Annotated in this window: 13 protein-coding genes; 5 read left to right on the forward strand and 8 right to left on the reverse strand. The window is 62.0% G+C overall.

The annotated features are described in order from the left end of the window. Positions 1 to 30: 30 nt before the first annotated feature. The 4 genes from CK220_RS11800 to CK220_RS11815 all read right to left on the reverse strand — a co-directional run bounded on the left by CK220_RS11800 (position 31) and on the right by CK220_RS11815 (position 8,094). Positions 31 to 1,371 (reverse strand): HlyD family type I secretion periplasmic adaptor subunit, encoded by a 1,341-nt coding sequence (locus CK220_RS11800; RefSeq protein ID WP_095811684.1) that lies wholly within the window; start codon positions 1,369 to 1,371, stop codon positions 31 to 33. Between the two features lie 13 nt (positions 1,372 to 1,384). Further along, positions 1,385 to 3,889, reverse strand: coding sequence for a type I secretion system permease/ATPase (locus tag CK220_RS11805; RefSeq protein WP_245429138.1), 2,505 nt, complete (start codon positions 3,887 to 3,889; stop codon positions 1,385 to 1,387). Between the two features lie 182 nt (positions 3,890 to 4,071). Beyond that, the gene (locus CK220_RS11810; RefSeq protein ID WP_141245125.1) at positions 4,072 to 6,117 is read right to left on the reverse strand and encodes a type I secretion protein; all 2,046 of its coding nucleotides are present in this window, start codon (positions 6,115 to 6,117) and stop codon (positions 4,072 to 4,074) included. A gap of 132 nt (positions 6,118 to 6,249) precedes the next feature. Next, positions 6,250 to 8,094: a hypothetical protein gene (locus CK220_RS11815; protein ID WP_095811686.1), complete on the reverse strand. Its 1,845-nt coding sequence runs from the start codon at positions 8,092 to 8,094 to the stop codon at positions 6,250 to 6,252. A gap of 604 nt (positions 8,095 to 8,698) precedes the next feature. Here CK220_RS11815 and CK220_RS11820 point away from each other — a divergent pair. Both CK220_RS11820 and CK220_RS11825 read left to right on the forward strand, forming a co-directional pair. Beyond that, positions 8,699 to 9,487 (forward strand): response regulator transcription factor, encoded by a 789-nt coding sequence (locus CK220_RS11820; protein ID WP_245429140.1) that lies wholly within the window; start codon positions 8,699 to 8,701, stop codon positions 9,485 to 9,487. 7 nt (positions 9,488 to 9,494) lie between these two features. Continuing rightward, the gene (locus CK220_RS11825; RefSeq protein ID WP_095811687.1) at positions 9,495 to 9,977 is read left to right on the forward strand and encodes a hypothetical protein; all 483 of its coding nucleotides are present in this window, start codon (positions 9,495 to 9,497) and stop codon (positions 9,975 to 9,977) included. Between the two features lie 135 nt (positions 9,978 to 10,112). On the opposite strand, the gene CK220_RS11830 is transcribed toward CK220_RS11825, so the two are convergent. Both CK220_RS11830 and CK220_RS11835 read right to left on the reverse strand, forming a co-directional pair. Then, entirely contained in the window at positions 10,113 to 11,786 is a 1,674-nt protein-coding gene (locus CK220_RS11830; protein WP_245429128.1) for a GNAT family N-acetyltransferase, read from the reverse strand. 152 nt (positions 11,787 to 11,938) lie between these two features. After that, entirely contained in the window at positions 11,939 to 12,469 is a 531-nt protein-coding gene (locus CK220_RS11835; RefSeq protein WP_245429141.1) for a transglutaminase-like cysteine peptidase, read from the reverse strand. A gap of 517 nt (positions 12,470 to 12,986) precedes the next feature. On the opposite strand from CK220_RS11835, the gene CK220_RS31880 reads away from it, so the two are divergent. Then, a complete protein-coding gene (locus CK220_RS31880; protein ID WP_176479057.1) occupies positions 12,987 to 13,307 on the forward strand; it encodes a hypothetical protein in 321 nt (106 codons plus the stop codon). Between the two features lie 395 nt (positions 13,308 to 13,702). Then, entirely contained in the window at positions 13,703 to 13,951 is a 249-nt protein-coding gene (locus CK220_RS11845; RefSeq protein WP_095811689.1) for a hypothetical protein, read from the forward strand. A 55-nt stretch (positions 13,952 to 14,006) separates the two neighbouring features. On the opposite strand, the gene CK220_RS31885 is transcribed toward CK220_RS11845, so the two are convergent. After that, the gene (locus CK220_RS31885; protein WP_176479058.1) at positions 14,007 to 14,183 is read right to left on the reverse strand and encodes a hypothetical protein; all 177 of its coding nucleotides are present in this window, start codon (positions 14,181 to 14,183) and stop codon (positions 14,007 to 14,009) included. Between the two features lie 669 nt (positions 14,184 to 14,852). Then, positions 14,853 to 15,140, reverse strand: a complete 288-nt coding sequence (locus tag CK220_RS11855; protein WP_095811731.1) for a muconolactone Delta-isomerase family protein — start codon at positions 15,138 to 15,140, stop codon at positions 14,853 to 14,855. A 535-nt stretch (positions 15,141 to 15,675) separates the two neighbouring features. On the opposite strand from CK220_RS11855, the gene CK220_RS11865 reads away from it, so the two are divergent. Beyond that, positions 15,676 to 15,930 carry a DUF768 domain-containing protein gene (locus tag CK220_RS11865; RefSeq protein ID WP_095811692.1) on the forward strand — a complete coding sequence of 85 codons (255 nt, stop codon included), beginning with the start codon at positions 15,676 to 15,678 and terminating at the stop codon, positions 15,928 to 15,930. Positions 15,931 to 15,947 lie beyond the last annotated feature (17 nt).

The following is a 15,947-nucleotide window of genomic DNA, read 5'->3' on the forward strand; positions in this document are numbered from 1 at the left end:
TCCCCCGAAATCGTTGCCTGTTCGTAGGTCTCACTGTTCCATGAAGGCTCTCGCCATGCTGTCGGCGATCGGCTTCGTCAGGTAGCTGAAGAATGTGCGCGACTCGGTCGCGACGAGGATCTCGGCGGGCATCCCCGGGGTCGGCGCAAAACCGTGCACCTTTGCCAGCTCGCTCGCCGGCACGCGCAAGCGCGCCAGATAGACTTCCTTGGGCGTGGGGCCGCTCATCTCCGGCAACGCATCTGCCGAGACATAGTAGACTTCGCCCTCCAGAACCGGCGTCGTGCGGCGATTGAGCGCGATCAGCCGGATCGAGGCTTTCTGTCCGACCTTGATGTTGTCGATGTCGGTGCGGGGCACCTGGGCCTCGATGACGAGAGGCACATCCGAGGGCAGGATCTCGAGGATCGCCTTGCCGCTCTCGATGACGCCGCCGGCGGTGTGGTAATACATGCGTATGATTGTGCCGGGCTCGGGAGCCTTGATGGTCACGCGGCGAAGCACGTTCTCCGCCTCGCGCGACTGTTCGCGCACGGCGTCCAGTTCGGCCTCCAGGCTTTGCAGTTCCTGGAGCGCCGCCTGGCGATAGGTATCCTTGGTCTGCGTGATCTGCTGCTCGAACCTGACGATCTGTTCGCGGTTCTCGGCGACTTCCGCCACCATCTTGCCGATCTGGCCTTCGGCGTCGGCCATCGCGCGCTGGATCGCCTTCACCTCGGTGCCGCGGATCAGGCCCTGGTCGAGAAGCTTTTGCTTGCCCTGATATTCCTCCTTGAGAAATTGCAGTTGCCGGCGCACCGACAAGATCTGCTCCTCGATCCCTTCGTTGCGGAATTCCATTGCCTTCTTGTTCTGGTCGAACAGCGCTATGTCGCTGTCGCGCTTTCGTTCCGCGGCCTCGAAGTTGACCTGCTGGCTTGCCATGATCGGGGAGACCTCCGGATCGTACCGGTTGTCGAGGATGATCGCGGGGAACCGGATCTTGCCGCTGCCCTGCACCTCGGCATTCAGCCGGGCCGCGATCGCTTCGAGCCGCGCCTTGCGCAGGAACAATTGCCGTTCGTTGGTTTGCGCGGCGGTCTCGTCGAGCTTTATCAATGGCTGGTCGAGGCTGACATGGTCGCCTTCATTGACGAGGATTTCCTTGATGATGCCGCCTTCGAGATGCTGGACGATCTTGTTTTGCCCGGTCGCGACGAAGCTGCCCTGGGCGATGATGGCGGACGCGAGCGGCGCCGTGAAAGCCCAGGTGCCGAAGCCGCCGAAGGCCACCGTGATCAACAGCGCGCCAAATGCGGTCTGCTTCCAGATCGAGCGCGGCACCTCGGAATACCACTCTATGTCGTGAACTTTTGCGATGTCGGTCGTCATCTTGCCGGTCCCGCTATTGGATCTGATGGCCGAACGAGCCGCCTTCGATGCTCAAGCCCCGGTTCGCAAGGGCCTGCAGCACTTCCTGTCGCATGCCGAACAGGGCGACGGTGCCGTTGACGAGCAGCAGTATCTTGTCGACGCTCTTCAGCAGCGACGGCCGCTGGGTGATGGTGATCACCGTGATCTTGTTTTCCTTGGCGTGCTGGAGGGCTCGTTCCAGTGCCGCGTCTCCGGCCGAATCCAGGTTCGAATTCGGCTCATCGAGCACGACCAGGCGGGGATTGCCGAAGAAGGCGCGCGCAAGCGCGACACGCTGCTTCTGCCCGCCGGAAAGCGGCGCTCCGTCGGCGGCGACGAAGGTCTCGTAGCCGTGGGGCAAGGTCGAGATCATCTCATGAACGTCGGCCAGCGCCGCCGCTTGGTAGATCTCGGCGTCGGTCGCATCCCCACGCATACGGGCGATGTTGGCCTTGATCGACGCCGGGAACAGCTGAACATCCTGGGGCAGATAGCCGATATTCTCGCCGAACTGGCGTGGATCCCAGTTGCGAAGATCCATCAGATCCAGCCGCACGTTGCCTGACGTCGGCAGGATCGACCCGACCAGCATCTTGCCCAAGGTCGTCTTGCCGGCGCCAGAATTGCCGATGATGGCAAGCGAATCGCCCGGCGAGAGCGCGAACGAGATGCCGTTCAGCACAACCCGCTTCGTTCCCTGCGGCACGAACAGGAGCCGTTCGACGTCGAGACGGCCCTCGGGACGCGGCAGGTTCAGCCGCTCGAAATTGAGCGGCGACGACTGCAGAAGCGAGGCGATCCGGCCATAGGCGGCGCGGGCATGCACGACGTGGTTCCAGCCCTCGATGGCGCCTTCGATCGGGCCGAGCGCCCGGCCGGCGATGATCGATGCGGCGATGACCATGCCGCCGGTGAGATGGCCTGCGATCGCCAGATGAGCGCCCCAGCCGAGCATCGTCACCTGGGTGAGCAGCCGAACGGCCTTCGACAGCGACGCAAAGACGATGTTGCGGTCCTGCGCGATCACCTGCGCCCGGAGCGAGTTCGCGGTGTCCTTGCCCCAGATCTTCACGGCCTCGGGAATCATGGCGAGCGCGTTGATGATCTGGGAGTTGCGCGACATCGAATCGAGATGGATGTTGGCCTTGCTCTGGTGCGCGTTCGCTTCGCCGAAGGTCGCGGCCGTCGCACGCTGGTTGAGAAGCGTGATGATCAACAGCAGCGCCGCCGAGGTCATGACGATGAAGCCCTGATGCGGGTGGATGAGGAACACCACCAGCACCATCAACGGAGCCATCGGCGCGTCGAGGAACGACAGCAGCGTGCCGGACGTCAGGAAGGTTCTCAGTTGCTGCAGGTCGCCCAGGACCTGGTACTCTTTGCCGTTGCTGTGAAGCGAGGCCCTTGCCGCCGCGCTGAGGATCGGCGCGCCCAATTGGGCCGCCACCTCGACGGCCGTGCGCATCAGGACGAATCGGCGAAGCGCATCGAACATCGCCTGCAGCAGCACCGCGCCGACGATCACCACCGTCAGCATCACCAGTGTGTCGGGAGAACGGCTGGTGAGAACGCGATCCGAGATCTGGAACAGATAGATCGGAATCGCCAGGACCAGTATGTTGCAGGCGACTGTGAACAGCATGACGATCAGCAGGTTTTTCTTGACCGCGCTCAACCCGGCCCTGAGCGAGGCGCCGAAATCGACCGGGCCGAGGCGCTTGTGGAAGGCGCCGCCACCGCCGCCTCCGCCGCCGCGCCGGCCGTTCTGGTCTCCGCCGTCGGGAGGCGATCCGCCTTGACGCGGCTCCCTGGTCTTTATGGGGCCGGTATCGCCCTCAATGACGATCATGCCCGGCGCTTTTTTGGGAACGTCCTTCATCTCGGATACGGAAGGCTTGCCGTCCGGCGCCGCCTTGCCCAGCGGCGCCGCAGGCCGCAGCGGCGCGGGCTCGTGCTTTGCCGCCGCCACCGCTGCAGGGCTGTCTTGCTTCTCGACCGGTGACGTCGCTTTCGGACCGGGTCCGGCGGGCCGCTGCATCGTCGGTTCCGGCCTTGCCGCAGCCGGCGCAACCCTGTGCTTTTCATCCGTGAGCGCCGCCGTCGCCGCCGGCATCGCCCGCGTCGATCCGGCGTGGGGCCCTGGCGCCGCCGGGGCACGAGCGGCTGCTGCAGGCGCGTCCTGGGCGCCGGCCGTGGCTTGCGCGGCCGCGGCTGAACCTGCCGCGCCCCCGGTTGGCTTCGGCTGGCCGCCGCTCTGTACCGGCACAGGCCGAAGGGGCGGGACGGAATATGCAGGTGCTCCTGCTGATGGCGCCGGCTTGGCCTGGAAGCCGGGAGCGGCCGGTTGGGCCCGCTCCGCGGTAGACCCGCCTCCAGAGTGAACGACCTCGGCCGTCTGACTGCGGGACTGGGGCGCGATGCGATCCTGTCCGGCTTCCGTTTCCGGATGGCCCGCGACCTCGTGCAACCGGCCAACGACGTTGTCGATTTCCTTCATGGTGCGGTCGATGGCCCGCTCGTGCCGGCTCAACGCATCTGACAGCGTCTTGCGCGGGGTCTCGGAACTCGGCTCCGGCGATGCCTGCTCATGCTCCTGCAGGGCGGCGTCCAGATCCTCGGCAAAAGTTTCCCAGGACAGGTCTCGTTCGTCATCGGTCACGATATCCCCCGGATCTCGGATCAACCCAATATTGTCTGTATGCCGTCAGCCTGGACATGATCCGGCGTCGGCGCGATTTGATGGTCCGGCTGCGCAGCGTCGTCGGTGGCATCGTCGGCCAGGAAAGCGATCGCCTCGTTGACCAGCGCATCCGGATTCTGTCCGCCGAGTTCAGGATCGCTCGAGATGATGTCGGCCTGGATCAGGATCTCCTGTGAATAGTGCTCGCCGCCGACATAGGTCTTGTCGGTTCCGTCGACGTCGATGATCCCCGCGAAGTTCGCCACCTGATTACCGCCGGTGGTGACGGTCCATTCCGCCTCGGGATGGGCGACGAACTGGTTCATCGCCAAGGCAACCTGATCGCTGTCGCCCAGCACGTTCGTTTGCGACACATACTGCACGTTGAGCAGGTCGCCGGAGATGTAGAGAACCTGCAAGGCGCCGATACCGGCGAAGGCTGGGTCGTTCAGTATGTCGCCAGGGCCGGCGTCCTTGCCGGCCGCGAAGTCCTGGGCCGCCTGAAGATAGGACGTCGGCAAGGCCTCATAGTGGTTCTGGCCGCCGACATTGATGATCGTCGCATCGTTCCAGAGCAGGTTGCAGGCGGTCGAGTAGGAGCCTTGTCCGGATGTCTGGAAACCATCGACCGCGCCGATGAAATCGTTGTCGATCAGGAAATTCATCTGCTGGATGATGTTGGCGTCGTAGATGTTTCCGCCGATGATGATCAGGTCGTAATAGTGACCGAGCTCGTTCAGCGACACGTCGTTGATCGCCGTGTTGTCGCCGGTGCTCACGCTGGTCCTGACACCCGACGAGGACAGAACGGTGGCGTCGTTGTCGGTCATGAAACAGTACTGCTGGATCCAGTTCGTGATGATGAGGTCGCCGGTGACCTGCGTCACCACCCAGGCGGCGGGGAAACCGTCCGCTGCGGTTGGCGCCACGCTGCCGGCCGACGGGTCGATGTGCTTGAACGCGGCGATGTTGAAGGCCTCGTCGGGGGCGTTGCCCAGCTTCCACCCATTCAGGGAGGAGCTTACGATATCCGTGTCGCAGCGTGCGTTGATCTGGATGATGGCATTGATTTCATAGCTGTTGCCGACAGTGGCGACGACCGATGTCGTCGTCCAGTTGTTGGTCAGCACGGCCGAATTGATCAGCGTGTTGGTGCCGGTGTCCAATTCGACGCATGGGCCGAGCAGGCCGTTGCCCCAGCCCGACATGAAGTCGGAGGAATCCGGCGGCGTGTTGTAGTCGTCCTGGTCGGGTCCGTCGCTGACGGTCTCGTCATCCTGCTGTTCCTTGAGGATGTTGAGATGATCCTCCGCTTTCGGCGCGTCGGCATCGTCGACCAGCTGGCCGTTCACGTAGATTCCCGAGATCGGGCCGGAAGCCGCGTCCGGGCACAGGACGAAGACGTTCGCTTCGCTGCTCGGGTCCTCAGCATAGGCTTCGATGCGTTCGCCGATGGTGACCACCGCGGCCGCCATGTCGTCGGGCGTGCCCAGCAACGTCACGTCGTCGATCGGCGACACGTCCGCCGCCGCCTTCATCAGGGCGGTCAGATGGACGCCGTCGTCCACGTCAGGCGGCGTGAATGTCAGTCCATGTCCTCCGGCGCTCACATAGTCGTTGTCGGACAGACGGATTTCCTGGTTGATATAGGCCGCGACCGCGCCTGGAGGTTCGATGCTTGGCAGTATCATGCCGCCGCCCGCACCGGGCAGATGCGGCAGATGAAAATGATGATGGCCGAGGCTCAGGTGCCCGTGCATATGGATTTCGGGCGGGGTGTACCAGAAGCTCGAGCCAACCGTGTCCAGCACCAGGTCCGGCTTGAGGCCCATATACGGGACGTGCGGCTCGAAATCGTCGAGCGTATAGGGCGCCTTGACGTTGACATTCGTGCTCGGAAGGTCGGGGATTTGTTCCTTGGCCGCTTCTGCGGTCTCGAAGTCGTCGTAAGTCTTTAGCTGCCGTGCCTCCTCGACCGAGATCTCGAACATGCCGATGAAGTGCGAGATGACCTCGGTCATCTTGTCCAGTTGCATCGCGTACACGGGTAGCCTCCGTATCTTGAGATCATTCGCGCTCGCTCGGGGCGGCATGTCTCCCGATGGAAGGACTGCGCGGAAACCCCGCGCAGTCCCAAGCTATTTGATTTCCTCTGGAAATCAGTCGTGTGCGCTCAGTCAGGTCCCGGAATGGTCGCCGGCGTCCTCGCCGGTCAGCGTGTTGTGGTAATCGCCGCCAACCACGGTCTGGTCGACCAGGTTCTCTTGCAGGTTGGCACCCATCACGATCTGCTGGTTGAAGGCGCTGACGTCGATCAGACCGTCGGCCGAGGCATGGCTGGTGCCGGTCACGTAGCCGTCATCGCCATTGTTCGATCCCCAGGTCCCGCCGGCGCCGCCGGCACCGCCGTCGCCATTGTAGGCGTAGCCGCCGGCGCCGCCGGCACCGCCGTCACCGGCGAGGGTGAACCCACCCTTGGCATCGCCGCCTGTGCCATCGGCCCAGGCGCCGCTCAGCGCATGACCGCCGTCGCCGCCAAAGGCTGTTGCGAAGCCGCCCAGGCTGTCGCCGCCGTGGGCGTTGCCGCTGGTGGCTGCGCCGCCGGTTCCATCACCGCCGGTGCCACCGGCACCGCCGGTGCCGGAGCCCGAGCCAGAGCCCGTACCTGCGCCCCAGCCTGCGCCGAGAGCGTGGCCGCCATAGGACGTGGAGTCGCCGCCGTCCGAATTGGCGTTGCCGCCATCCGACTGGGCATTGCCGCCGTCAGCGTCGGCACCGCCGCCGCCACCGCCGCCACCGCCACCGCCGCCACCACCGGTGGCGTCGCCGGCGAGGCTCTTGGCGTCGCCGCCTTCACCGTAGTTCAGCAGCGACAGCTTGCCGTCGACGTCAAGGCCATCGCCGCCATCCGACTTGGCATCACCGCCCGTCACGTCGCCGCCATTGCCGCCTTCGCCGCCATTGCCGCCGTCGGCCTTGGCATCTCCGGCATCCGACTTGGCATCGCCGGCATCGGCCTTGGCGTCACCGCCGTCCTCGGACTTCGCGTCGCCGGCTTCCGCAGCACCGACACCGAGACCCAGTCCGAGACCGAGGCCGAGACCGAGGCCGGCGCCGCCGTTGGCATTGCCGCCGTCGCCGTAGCCGCCCTTGGCGTCGCCGCTGTCGCCGTCCCCGGCCTTGGCGTCGCCGGCATCGGCCTTGTTGTCGCTCTTGGAGTCGCCGCCGATGGCAGCGCTGAGCGCCAGGCCGCCTTTGCCGTCGCCGGCTTCGATGTCGCCGGACTTGGCATCGCCGCCATTGCCGCCTTCGCCGCCATTGGCCTTGGCGTCATCGCCGCCGTTGCCGCCGCCGCCGCCCGCCGAGATGCCGTCGCCAGCCTGGGATTCGCCGCCCTTGGCGTTCAGATCAAGCTTGAAATCGGCGTCGTTCTTGACGGTCGCGTTGTCGAGCTTGTCGTTGTCGTACATGTTCAGGGTCTGGTTGATGATCGACGCGGTGTTGGTCCCGGCGCCGGTCATCGAATTGTTCAGGATGTCCTTGAAGGTGACGTCGTCGCCAGGATCATAAGTGACGTTGCCGTCCTTATTGTTGATCATGGTGTCGATCTTCATGTCGCCGTTCGCATAGATATCGGCGAAATCATCGTCGGAATTGCCGAGCTCACCTTCGAGCTTGACGCCAACGTCGACGTCGACGTCGACCTTGGTCTCGTTGACGTTCTTGTTCTCGTTCGAGTTCTCGTTCTTGGACTCGTTCGAGTTTTCGTTCTTGTTCTCGTTCGAGGCCTTGTTCTCGTTTTCGTTCTCGTTGGAGGACTTGTTCTCGTTCGAGTTGTCGTTGTCGCTCTTGTTTTCGTTCTCGTTCGAGGCCTTGTTTTCGTTTTCGTTTTCGTTCTTGGCGTCGTTGGTATTGTGGTTCTTGTTTTCGTTTTCGCCACCGCCGTCACCGATATCGAATTCGCTGTCGACGATCTGCAAACCGAATGCGTTGATGTTGTTCTTGTCGAGGTCGAGAGACATGGTCGTGTCCTCTGTTGAAGGCCGCGACTGCCGAACCGCATTCTTCTCTTAAGCGGCTATGGGCTGTACGCGGACGTTGCGTTTAAAGCGGTGAATGGATTGCCGGACCGAGGGGACTGAGGTCCGCAATCCGAATTTCGTCATGAGTTGCTTGAGTACCTCCCGTTGACTTCGGGACAGGCGGCCGAGCCAAGGCAAAACCCGGGGGAGCGCCGGATCACTAAGGATCCGGTCGTTCAAACGGGAGAGTCCTGGATATGCCCCAATCCCACATTGGAACCCGGGGAAGTCTGGAACCAGAGGGCGGTTATTGTAAGCTGACAGTTCGGGCTAGCCCGTTCGGCCGGACCGCCGCCCAGACGTGCTCCGGCCGCGCAAATGCCGAGATTCCTGCCCGGATCAGGTGAAGGCGACTCTGTCGAACGTCTCCGGTCGGCAGCGACCACGGAGAAATTAGCTATAGCTCATCCGAACTATATCAGTCCGGTCTAATTTGGTGTATAAGTCGTTAAGGCTAGCTGTTCGCGGGGGTGGCGGCCCCCGAAAACTTGAGAAGGGAAAAGAACTAAAACCGACAGTATTCGTCTAGGGTGGGGTGGCAACCATGTCCAGAGTTAACATGCGCAGCACCGTGGGTAGCGGTGCCGGAGAGAGTTGGGCGGCGCGTAGAATTATCCTGACTGTTTCCTCTACTGACAGCTTTCCAGAATGTTTAGTATACGCCATCGAGAGGGAATTTCCCTCCACAGTCGTCGAGCATGCTACAGGCATCGAAGCCGCCTGCGCGCCGTTCGAGCATCCCGTTTGCCTGATCCTTATCGACACCGAGCTCCTGCATAAGATCGACGGCTATGCCGCCGAACTGATGCGGCATCATCCGGCGGCGCCGATCGTCCTGGTGCAGCACGACAGCCGAGCCTCCGTCTCAATGCACGACGTTCTCGATCTCAAGATCGTGCGCAGCGTCCTGCCCATGGATTTGAAGCTGGACGTCTGGCTTTCGGTCATCCGACTTATGCTTCGCGGCGGCGAATATTTTCCCTTGGCGATGTTCCAGTCATACGCTCGCAGCCTTTCGCAAAAGGCTTCGGATCATTCGGCGCCTGCCGAACAATCAAGGCCGGACCGGTCCGGTTTCGAGGAGATGGACGGACTGACCGACCGTGAGTTCCAGATCCTGGAAATGGTCGCGCGCGGCTTGCAGAACAAAATCATAGCCGCGACGCTTCGCCTGTCGGAGCACACGGTCAAGATCCATCTGCACAACATCATCACCAAGCTTGGGGCTCACAACCGGACCGAGGCGGCTGCGGTGTTTCATGCGCGCAAGGATAGCTTTCAAGGCGGCTTGGAACGATCCGGTTCGCCACAGCCCGTCCAATCTTCGCCGTGAGCCGGTGATGCCTCGCTTTCAAGAGATCCTGCTCCTTGTCGGCCAGCTGAACTACACATGGACCAACACCGAGAGCCTGCTGATCTATCTGATTGCCGGCCTGGCAAAGGTCGACAAGGAAACCGCGATCATCATTTTCCTGACGCTGAACACGACCCGCGCGCGCATCGAGCTGGTTGAGCGGCTGGCGAAAATGCCGAAGACGTCGGCCGCCTGCCGTCGGGCGGTGCTGACCGTTACCGGCAAGCTCACGCGCCAGGCGAAGCTGCGAAACAAATACAGCCACTGCATCTATTCGTTCGACGAGGCCGGGACCCACGGAAGCACGCAGCTGATGCGTATCGTGGACGGCAAGGACGAGGTGAAATACGGAAAGATCGAAGCGCTCGATGACGAGGAGATGACAAGGATCCACGGTTCCATCGAGGACATCCGGGAAATAAACAAGGATATCTGGTCGATCGTTATCGACAATTCGTTCCCGAGATAGGCCACGATCGCTGACCTCGTCGGGACCGGTCCTGCTGATGGATGTCCCCAGAAGTGCGCGCGGTTCTAGGGCAACGACATGCACCTAAACAACGACTAAAGCGCGTCGCCAGAATCCGTTTCAGCGCGACGCGCTTTAAGCAACCGGGGCAGGGATCCGCCCGATGGCCTTCAGCGCCTCGACGCGAAGCGCCAGGGCCTGGCTGTGGCCCGGCTCCAGCGCGATGCATTCGTCAAGGCTTGTGAGTGCGTCCTCTATTCGGTCGAGCTTCGTCAGCGCCAGACCGCGATTGTAGTGCGCGGCTGCGATGTTCGGATTGATCTCGATCGCCTGGCCGACCTGCCGCTCCGCGTCGCCATAGCGGTGCTGCTGAAGGCAAATCACGCCGAGAAGGTAGCGCACGTCAAAGCGCCTGGGTTCAACGTCCAGGATCTCGCGGTAGATCTTTTCCGCAGCGGCCAGGTTTCCGGCCTGGTGGAAACGGGCGGCAACGCTGAGCTTTTGCGGCAGAAGGGCCTGTCGCGCGGCATCCAGTTGTCGAAGCAGCGATAGCGCCTCGGTATGGGCCGGATCGGCAGTCAGGATCTGCCGGCAAGCGCGCAGCGCCGCTTCAAGATCGCCGGCCTGATGAAGCGCTTTGGCGCGCGCGAGCACGACCGGCAGGCTCCGGCTCTCCAGGCGGTCGCGCAGATTGCGGCGGCTGGCCGTGCTAACGAGAAGGCATTCGACCCGGCGCTCGAGCCCGCCGAAATCATATTTGTAAGAGAAATCCCCGGTCTGCAGATCATAGACGGCAAAGCCGTTCTGAATGGCCCAGCGTATGCTGTAGAGATGAAGCGCGAAGCCGGGCGCCGGCTTCTTGACCGCGAGATCGCGCCCGTTCAGCATCCCGATCAGTGCCCGGTTCTTCCGGTCTATCAAGGTGGCCTGTGCGCCGATCGGGTTGTCGCCCTGCCACAGGACTGGAAGATAGAGAGCATCGTCCTCGAAAGCACAGCGCAGCATGTTGCGGAAGTTGTTGATCATCGCCTGCGGCAGGCCTGAGTGATATCGCGCCGCCAGTTTCGCGCCCCACTGATTTTCCCAGAACCGGAGAAGCGTCTGCAGATCGCGCTCCAGCGTTGCGGCGGTCACGTTGGTGACGCGATACTCGGATGCGTCGTCTATTGCCCTTAGCGTGCGCCGCGCGGTCTTGCGGGTCGCCGCGCCAAGCCGGTTATTGAGGAATTCTTCCCAGTCGCCCGGCAGGTTCACATAGACATAGATGTCGTGGTCGATGCCATCGCCATCGTCGGGACGCCTTACCTTGCCGGTCAGGAATTCCGGCGCGGAAAATTGCTCGAGGAACGTATTCAGCCGCCGCGGCGATGCAAATATGTTCTCGAGATGCAGCTTGGCCCAGTTCAGCCGCGTCGTATGATCGGCGAAGGCCCGGACAACGGCATCCTGAACCTCCGGTTTGCAAAGGAAGCCGGCATATCCGGCGAAGTAGCCGCCGCCCGTCCGCAATTCGTTGTGGAACGCACCGTCCCTGGCTCGTTCCGTTCGGAGCTGAAGCGGAAAGAAACCGACATAGCCGGCTGAATCGTCTTGCCTGGCGGCCAGGACGAGCCATTGGTAGCGAAGCCGCTTGAACCAGCCCGCTATCCATGGCCAGGACATGAAGTACTGAGCCTCCGGGTCCGCAGCGTAGACGGCATCCCAGTTGTCGCTCAACTCAACGAGAGCATCGAAACTGTCGATGACATCCACACGCATGGCGTTGCCCTTTGCTCGTGGAGCGTCGGCAATAGTCGATGGTCCTTGCATCGGCTATTCCCCAACCCTTGGACAAAGCCAAGGAATGCCCCCGATGATGGTCCCATGGCGGAACCGGCGGTGCAAGCCGATCAAAGGATTGAGGGATCTCAGCGCGGCGCGAAATACGAGTAACGCGGAACTGCGCCGATGGGGACAATCGATCAGGAATCGATCCGCAGCCACTTGCCGTTTTCGGACTGGGATTGCCGCGCAAAATAGCGGTAGGAAGTCTGCGCCCAGTTCCGGACGGCGTCGGTTCGGTTGTCGAGGATCAGGTCGCCCTTGTCCGTGCGAACGGTAAGCACAGTGTGGCCCGCGCCGCCCGATGTAACGACGGTCAGCAGCAGGGCTGAAGCCGGCCAGCCGCGCTTCATGAGCTCGCTCTTCTTCAGAATGGCGATATCCTCGCAATCGCCGGCCTTGGTCGGTATTCGCCAATCGTCGCCGAGGCCGGCGGAAGCGTCGTCACGTTCGATAATCCTGGCATTGACGGAACTGCTGACCGCCTCCAGCTCGGCCATGCGCCGTTCGGTGAGCTTCACCTGCTTGACGTGTCCGCCCGGGCTGCAGAGCCTTGGCTGCCTGGCGCAGAAGCCGCGGGCGGCCGGCGGGGCGAAAGCGTAACCCTTGGTGACCATCATGGACGCAGCGCCGGAAGTCTGCATGGTTTCGCTGCAGCCAGCCGTAGCCATGACTGCGGCAAAACGAGCGCCGCCAAACGAATCACGTTCCATCCCCTCGGATCGATAGACCGAGATCATCTTCGCCGATCTTTTAAATCAAGCTTCGCCATTAGTGTTTGCACAGATTCTAAAACAATGTATGCTTAACAAATTGTTTCCGATGGTCGGAAACTTTGACATAGCGCCCAGTTTGGGGACGGGAGCGCCTTTTTCCCTTCTTAGGAGGAAGAAATGCACCTGTACCCAAGGTGCGCGAGCAGCGCTCGCGCAATTCTGCTTGTCTCATCCGCCCTTATGGCGGTGAATTTGACGCTCCCGGCATCGGCACAGAGTAACGTTCGACCGCGCATGACGGCCGCCCAATGCCAGCCGCTGACGGAATCCAACTACGCGCTTTGCTGCATCGCCAGCAACCGCACAAGCATTCTCACGCGCGCACAAATCGCAATGTGCCCGCCGATCACAACGGCTCTGATCGCCTCCGTCCTTGCCAGCGACGGCGAGGGCGGCGGTTCCGGGGGCAAGGGTGGTCCCGGTGGTTCGGGCGGCGGCAATGGTGGCTCCGGCGGCGGTGATGGTGGCGGTGGCTCCGGCGGCGGGAGCGGTGGCTCCGGCGGGGGCGGAGGCTCGGGTGGCTCGGGCGGCAGCGGCGGGTCCGGTGGCGGCGGCGGATCAGGCGGGTCCGGCGGTGGCAGCGGTGGCTCTGGCGGCGGCTCGGGCGGTTCCGGCAGCAGCGGCGGCTCGGGCGGTTCCGGCGGCAGCGGCGGCTCAGGGGGTTCCGGCGGCAGTGGCGGATCGGGCGGCTCCGGAGGTGGCGGCTAAGTTCGGCCCGCCGTTCATGTCATGACGACTTTGGATGGGCGTCCGCCCGGGCGCCCATCCACTTCAGTGGCCAGTCGCCCGTCCATCTGCCCGCGACGTGGCGACATCGAGCCTCGGTCCATCTGTCGGTCTGGAGGAACTTCCAGCGGCGAGCATCCGGCGCAACAGTGCTGAAAAAGCGCCTCCCGGCAAAGCAGACGATCCGTGACGCCGCCGCCCTTCTTGCTCGGCCGTTACTATTGCGATCACGACTTGCTGGTCGGTATTCCTCAGGAAAAACGTCGTTTCCATGGGAGGGTGATTTACGAAGATTGTGGGGACTTCCCGCGAAATGGGCTTCCCATTCCTGACCAATCGTGGTTGATTTTCGGCCACTTGTGTTGCGCAGATCGCCGGAGGGGGCTTGTGCGACTCATATCGATGATGGTCGAACTCGGCGTGATTGTTGGCGGTCTCGGTTTTGAAACCGATGCCAGGTGCCGCGATCTGGCCGCTATGGCTACCATTTCCATCTCTGATCCGGATGAAGCCCGGCGTCTGCAGGATGAACTGGCGCAACAGTTCGCTCTGCTGTCCTACGGCGCTGGTCTCGACCTCGACATTTCGCCCTACTGGGATGAACTTCTCAGCCTCGTAGAGTCGGTCCGCTGCGCATCTCGCCTGAATTGACCAGCCGATCAGGCGCTCACCGCAGCGGAACACAGCTGCCAATCGACGGCGCCAACTACGAGCGCTGCGGTCTGGCCATCGCAAGGCCCTGTTCCAGTGCCTCCTTGAGGCTCGTGGTGTAGTGCGCGGTGTTCTCCAGGCCGCCGAAGAAGTTTATGCGGTGGACATCGCCTTTCTTGCTTATGACGATTCCAGCTGCACGGAGGGTTTCCTGCACTGACTTGTATGTCATCTCCACGATTACCTCTGCCACCCAGAGATTAAGGTCGCATCTTAATGTAACAAAAACGTGTCGCTGACTGTGAAAAAAACAACATAAGTTGCTGGCCGGCTAGAGCGCGTCGCGGCGAAACGGATTCAGGCAACACGCTTTTAAGTCTTTGTTTTGTGCCTGTCTTTTCGAAAACCGCTGCACAAGTTTGCGCGACATGCATTAAGCTTTCTTTTGATGCATGTCGTTCGCCCAACCCACCGCACTTTGGGCGGCATCGTAGGCTGATCGAGCTAAAGCCCATTGAGCTAATTGAGCGAGCGGCGAAAAAAGCTCACTATTGTGTTTGCCGAGCCTCAGCAGAAACTCCAACGCGCCAGCTGAGATTGCCCTCGGCTTGTTTGCCCAAGCAGCCTTCTTCCCCGAAGCCCGTTGGCAGACAAGGCGGACCCGGTGTCCCCGGGTCCGCCTTTTTCGCAAAATTATTTTTTTGTATGTCGTTGTTCCAGAACCGCGCAACTTCTGGCCGGCATGCATTAGGCCTCAGGGGTGGAGGCGGCGAACTTTCACGTGAGTCCATAGCCTTTTTACGCATGCCAGAGTTGAGCATTCAACGGCCAATGATGGCATCGCTGTGCCTGATGCACATGGATAGGCGCTTGGATGCCGACGGCCAGGACCAGGCGGGCATCAACGCGGGCCGAACCCTCGATAAGGTGAAAGCGGGACGATCGCCACGGCCTCCTGCATGCGTGCGGCGAAAAGCGGCAGCGATTCCAGCAACTGGCGGACGTCGTCTTCCGTTTCGCCTTCCATGATCAGGCAAGCACCGCCGATATCTGCCCTATGCCAGATCTGCCTTACAGTGCCGTCGAGGTAGAGACTTCGGACCGCCTGAGCCTCGTCCTCGAGGCGGGCAGCGGTGTAATCCGCATCCACGAAGGCTTCGGAGCGGCGGGTTAGTACCATGAACTGCATGTCGATCTCCATCCATTTGAAATCTCAATTGCGAGCCGCCGCGCCGACCGACGCGGCAACGTCCCAGCCAGAAATACGCGCCCGGCGCTTCATTTGCATTCGGTTGCACTAAGACCTTGTCGCCTCCCACCTGACGCGACGGAAAGAAGCAGGACCGCGAGCGGAGTCGACATTGTGTGAGGATATCACTATATAGCGGCGGCTTTCGGTTTCTCGCCCCTTGGCTGCGCCTGCGAGATCGCCGTAAATGCGTGGTGTTTGTGACGGAAATCGGTGAAAAAACCGGAAGAAAGCAAGCAAAAACAACAGAGCGGATCTTTGACGATCCTGGCCAAAGCATCATCCTCAACGATCTGAACGTGTCCCTCGAACCTCTCCAGTCCTTCGGCTCCGCGGACCATGGGCAAGACATCTTGTCCCATAGGCAAGACGTCTTGCCGGCAGAGGCCGACTCGGCTCGAATGGGCCTGCGTCCCGTGGCGGGACGCGAGCGTTCATGACTACCAACCGGCATTGCCGCTAGGGAAGAAGCAGTATGAGTGAACACGCGATCGAGTTCTTGCGCGGATGGATTGGCGAAAAGGTCCAATGCCAGCATTCGCCGGTGAAGATCGACGAGCAGGCCGAAACCCTCGCCAAGGAGTGCTGCGCCAAGGCCGCCGAGGAAGGCATCCTTCTGGAAGACATCCAGGAAGAGGTTGGCGACATCCAGGAACTGATCGCTTCGCGCCTCGAGGAAGTCGTCGAAGAGAGCGAGCAACAGACGACGTCGGACGAGCCGTCCGAATAAGATAGCGTGCGTGGGGT

The organism is Mesorhizobium sp. WSM3860 (genome assembly GCF_002294995.1).
GTDB lineage: Bacteria > Pseudomonadota > Alphaproteobacteria > Rhizobiales > Rhizobiaceae > Mesorhizobium.

Bases quoted from the DNA above. Each gene is read 5' to 3' on its own strand.
- CK220_RS11855 (WP_095811731.1), bottom strand. From the start codon at position 15,140: ATGCAGTTCATGGTACTAACCCGCCGCTCCGAAGCCTTCGTGGATGCG.
- CK220_RS11800 (WP_095811684.1), bottom strand. From the start codon at position 1,371: ATGACGACCGACATCGCAAAAGTTCACGACATAGAGTGGTATTCCGAG.
- CK220_RS11865 (WP_095811692.1), top strand. From the start codon at position 15,676: ATGAGTGAACACGCGATCGAGTTCTTGCGCGGATGGATTGGCGAAAAG.
- CK220_RS11835 (WP_245429141.1), bottom strand. From the start codon at position 12,469: ATGGCTACGGCTGGCTGCAGCGAAACCATGCAGACTTCCGGCGCTGCG.
- CK220_RS11845 (WP_095811689.1), top strand. From the start codon at position 13,703: ATGATGGTCGAACTCGGCGTGATTGTTGGCGGTCTCGGTTTTGAAACC.
- CK220_RS11805 (WP_245429138.1), bottom strand. From the start codon at position 3,889: ATGAAGGAAATCGACAACGTCGTTGGCCGGTTGCACGAGGTCGCGGGC.
- CK220_RS11825 (WP_095811687.1), top strand. From the start codon at position 9,495: ATGCCTCGCTTTCAAGAGATCCTGCTCCTTGTCGGCCAGCTGAACTAC.
- CK220_RS11830 (WP_245429128.1), bottom strand. From the start codon at position 11,786: ATGCAAGGACCATCGACTATTGCCGACGCTCCACGAGCAAAGGGCAAC.
- CK220_RS11815 (WP_095811686.1), bottom strand. From the start codon at position 8,094: ATGTCTCTCGACCTCGACAAGAACAACATCAACGCATTCGGTTTGCAG.
- CK220_RS31885 (WP_176479058.1), bottom strand. From the start codon at position 14,183: ATGACATACAAGTCAGTGCAGGAAACCCTCCGTGCAGCTGGAATCGTC.
- CK220_RS11820 (WP_245429140.1), top strand. From the start codon at position 8,699: ATGTCCAGAGTTAACATGCGCAGCACCGTGGGTAGCGGTGCCGGAGAG.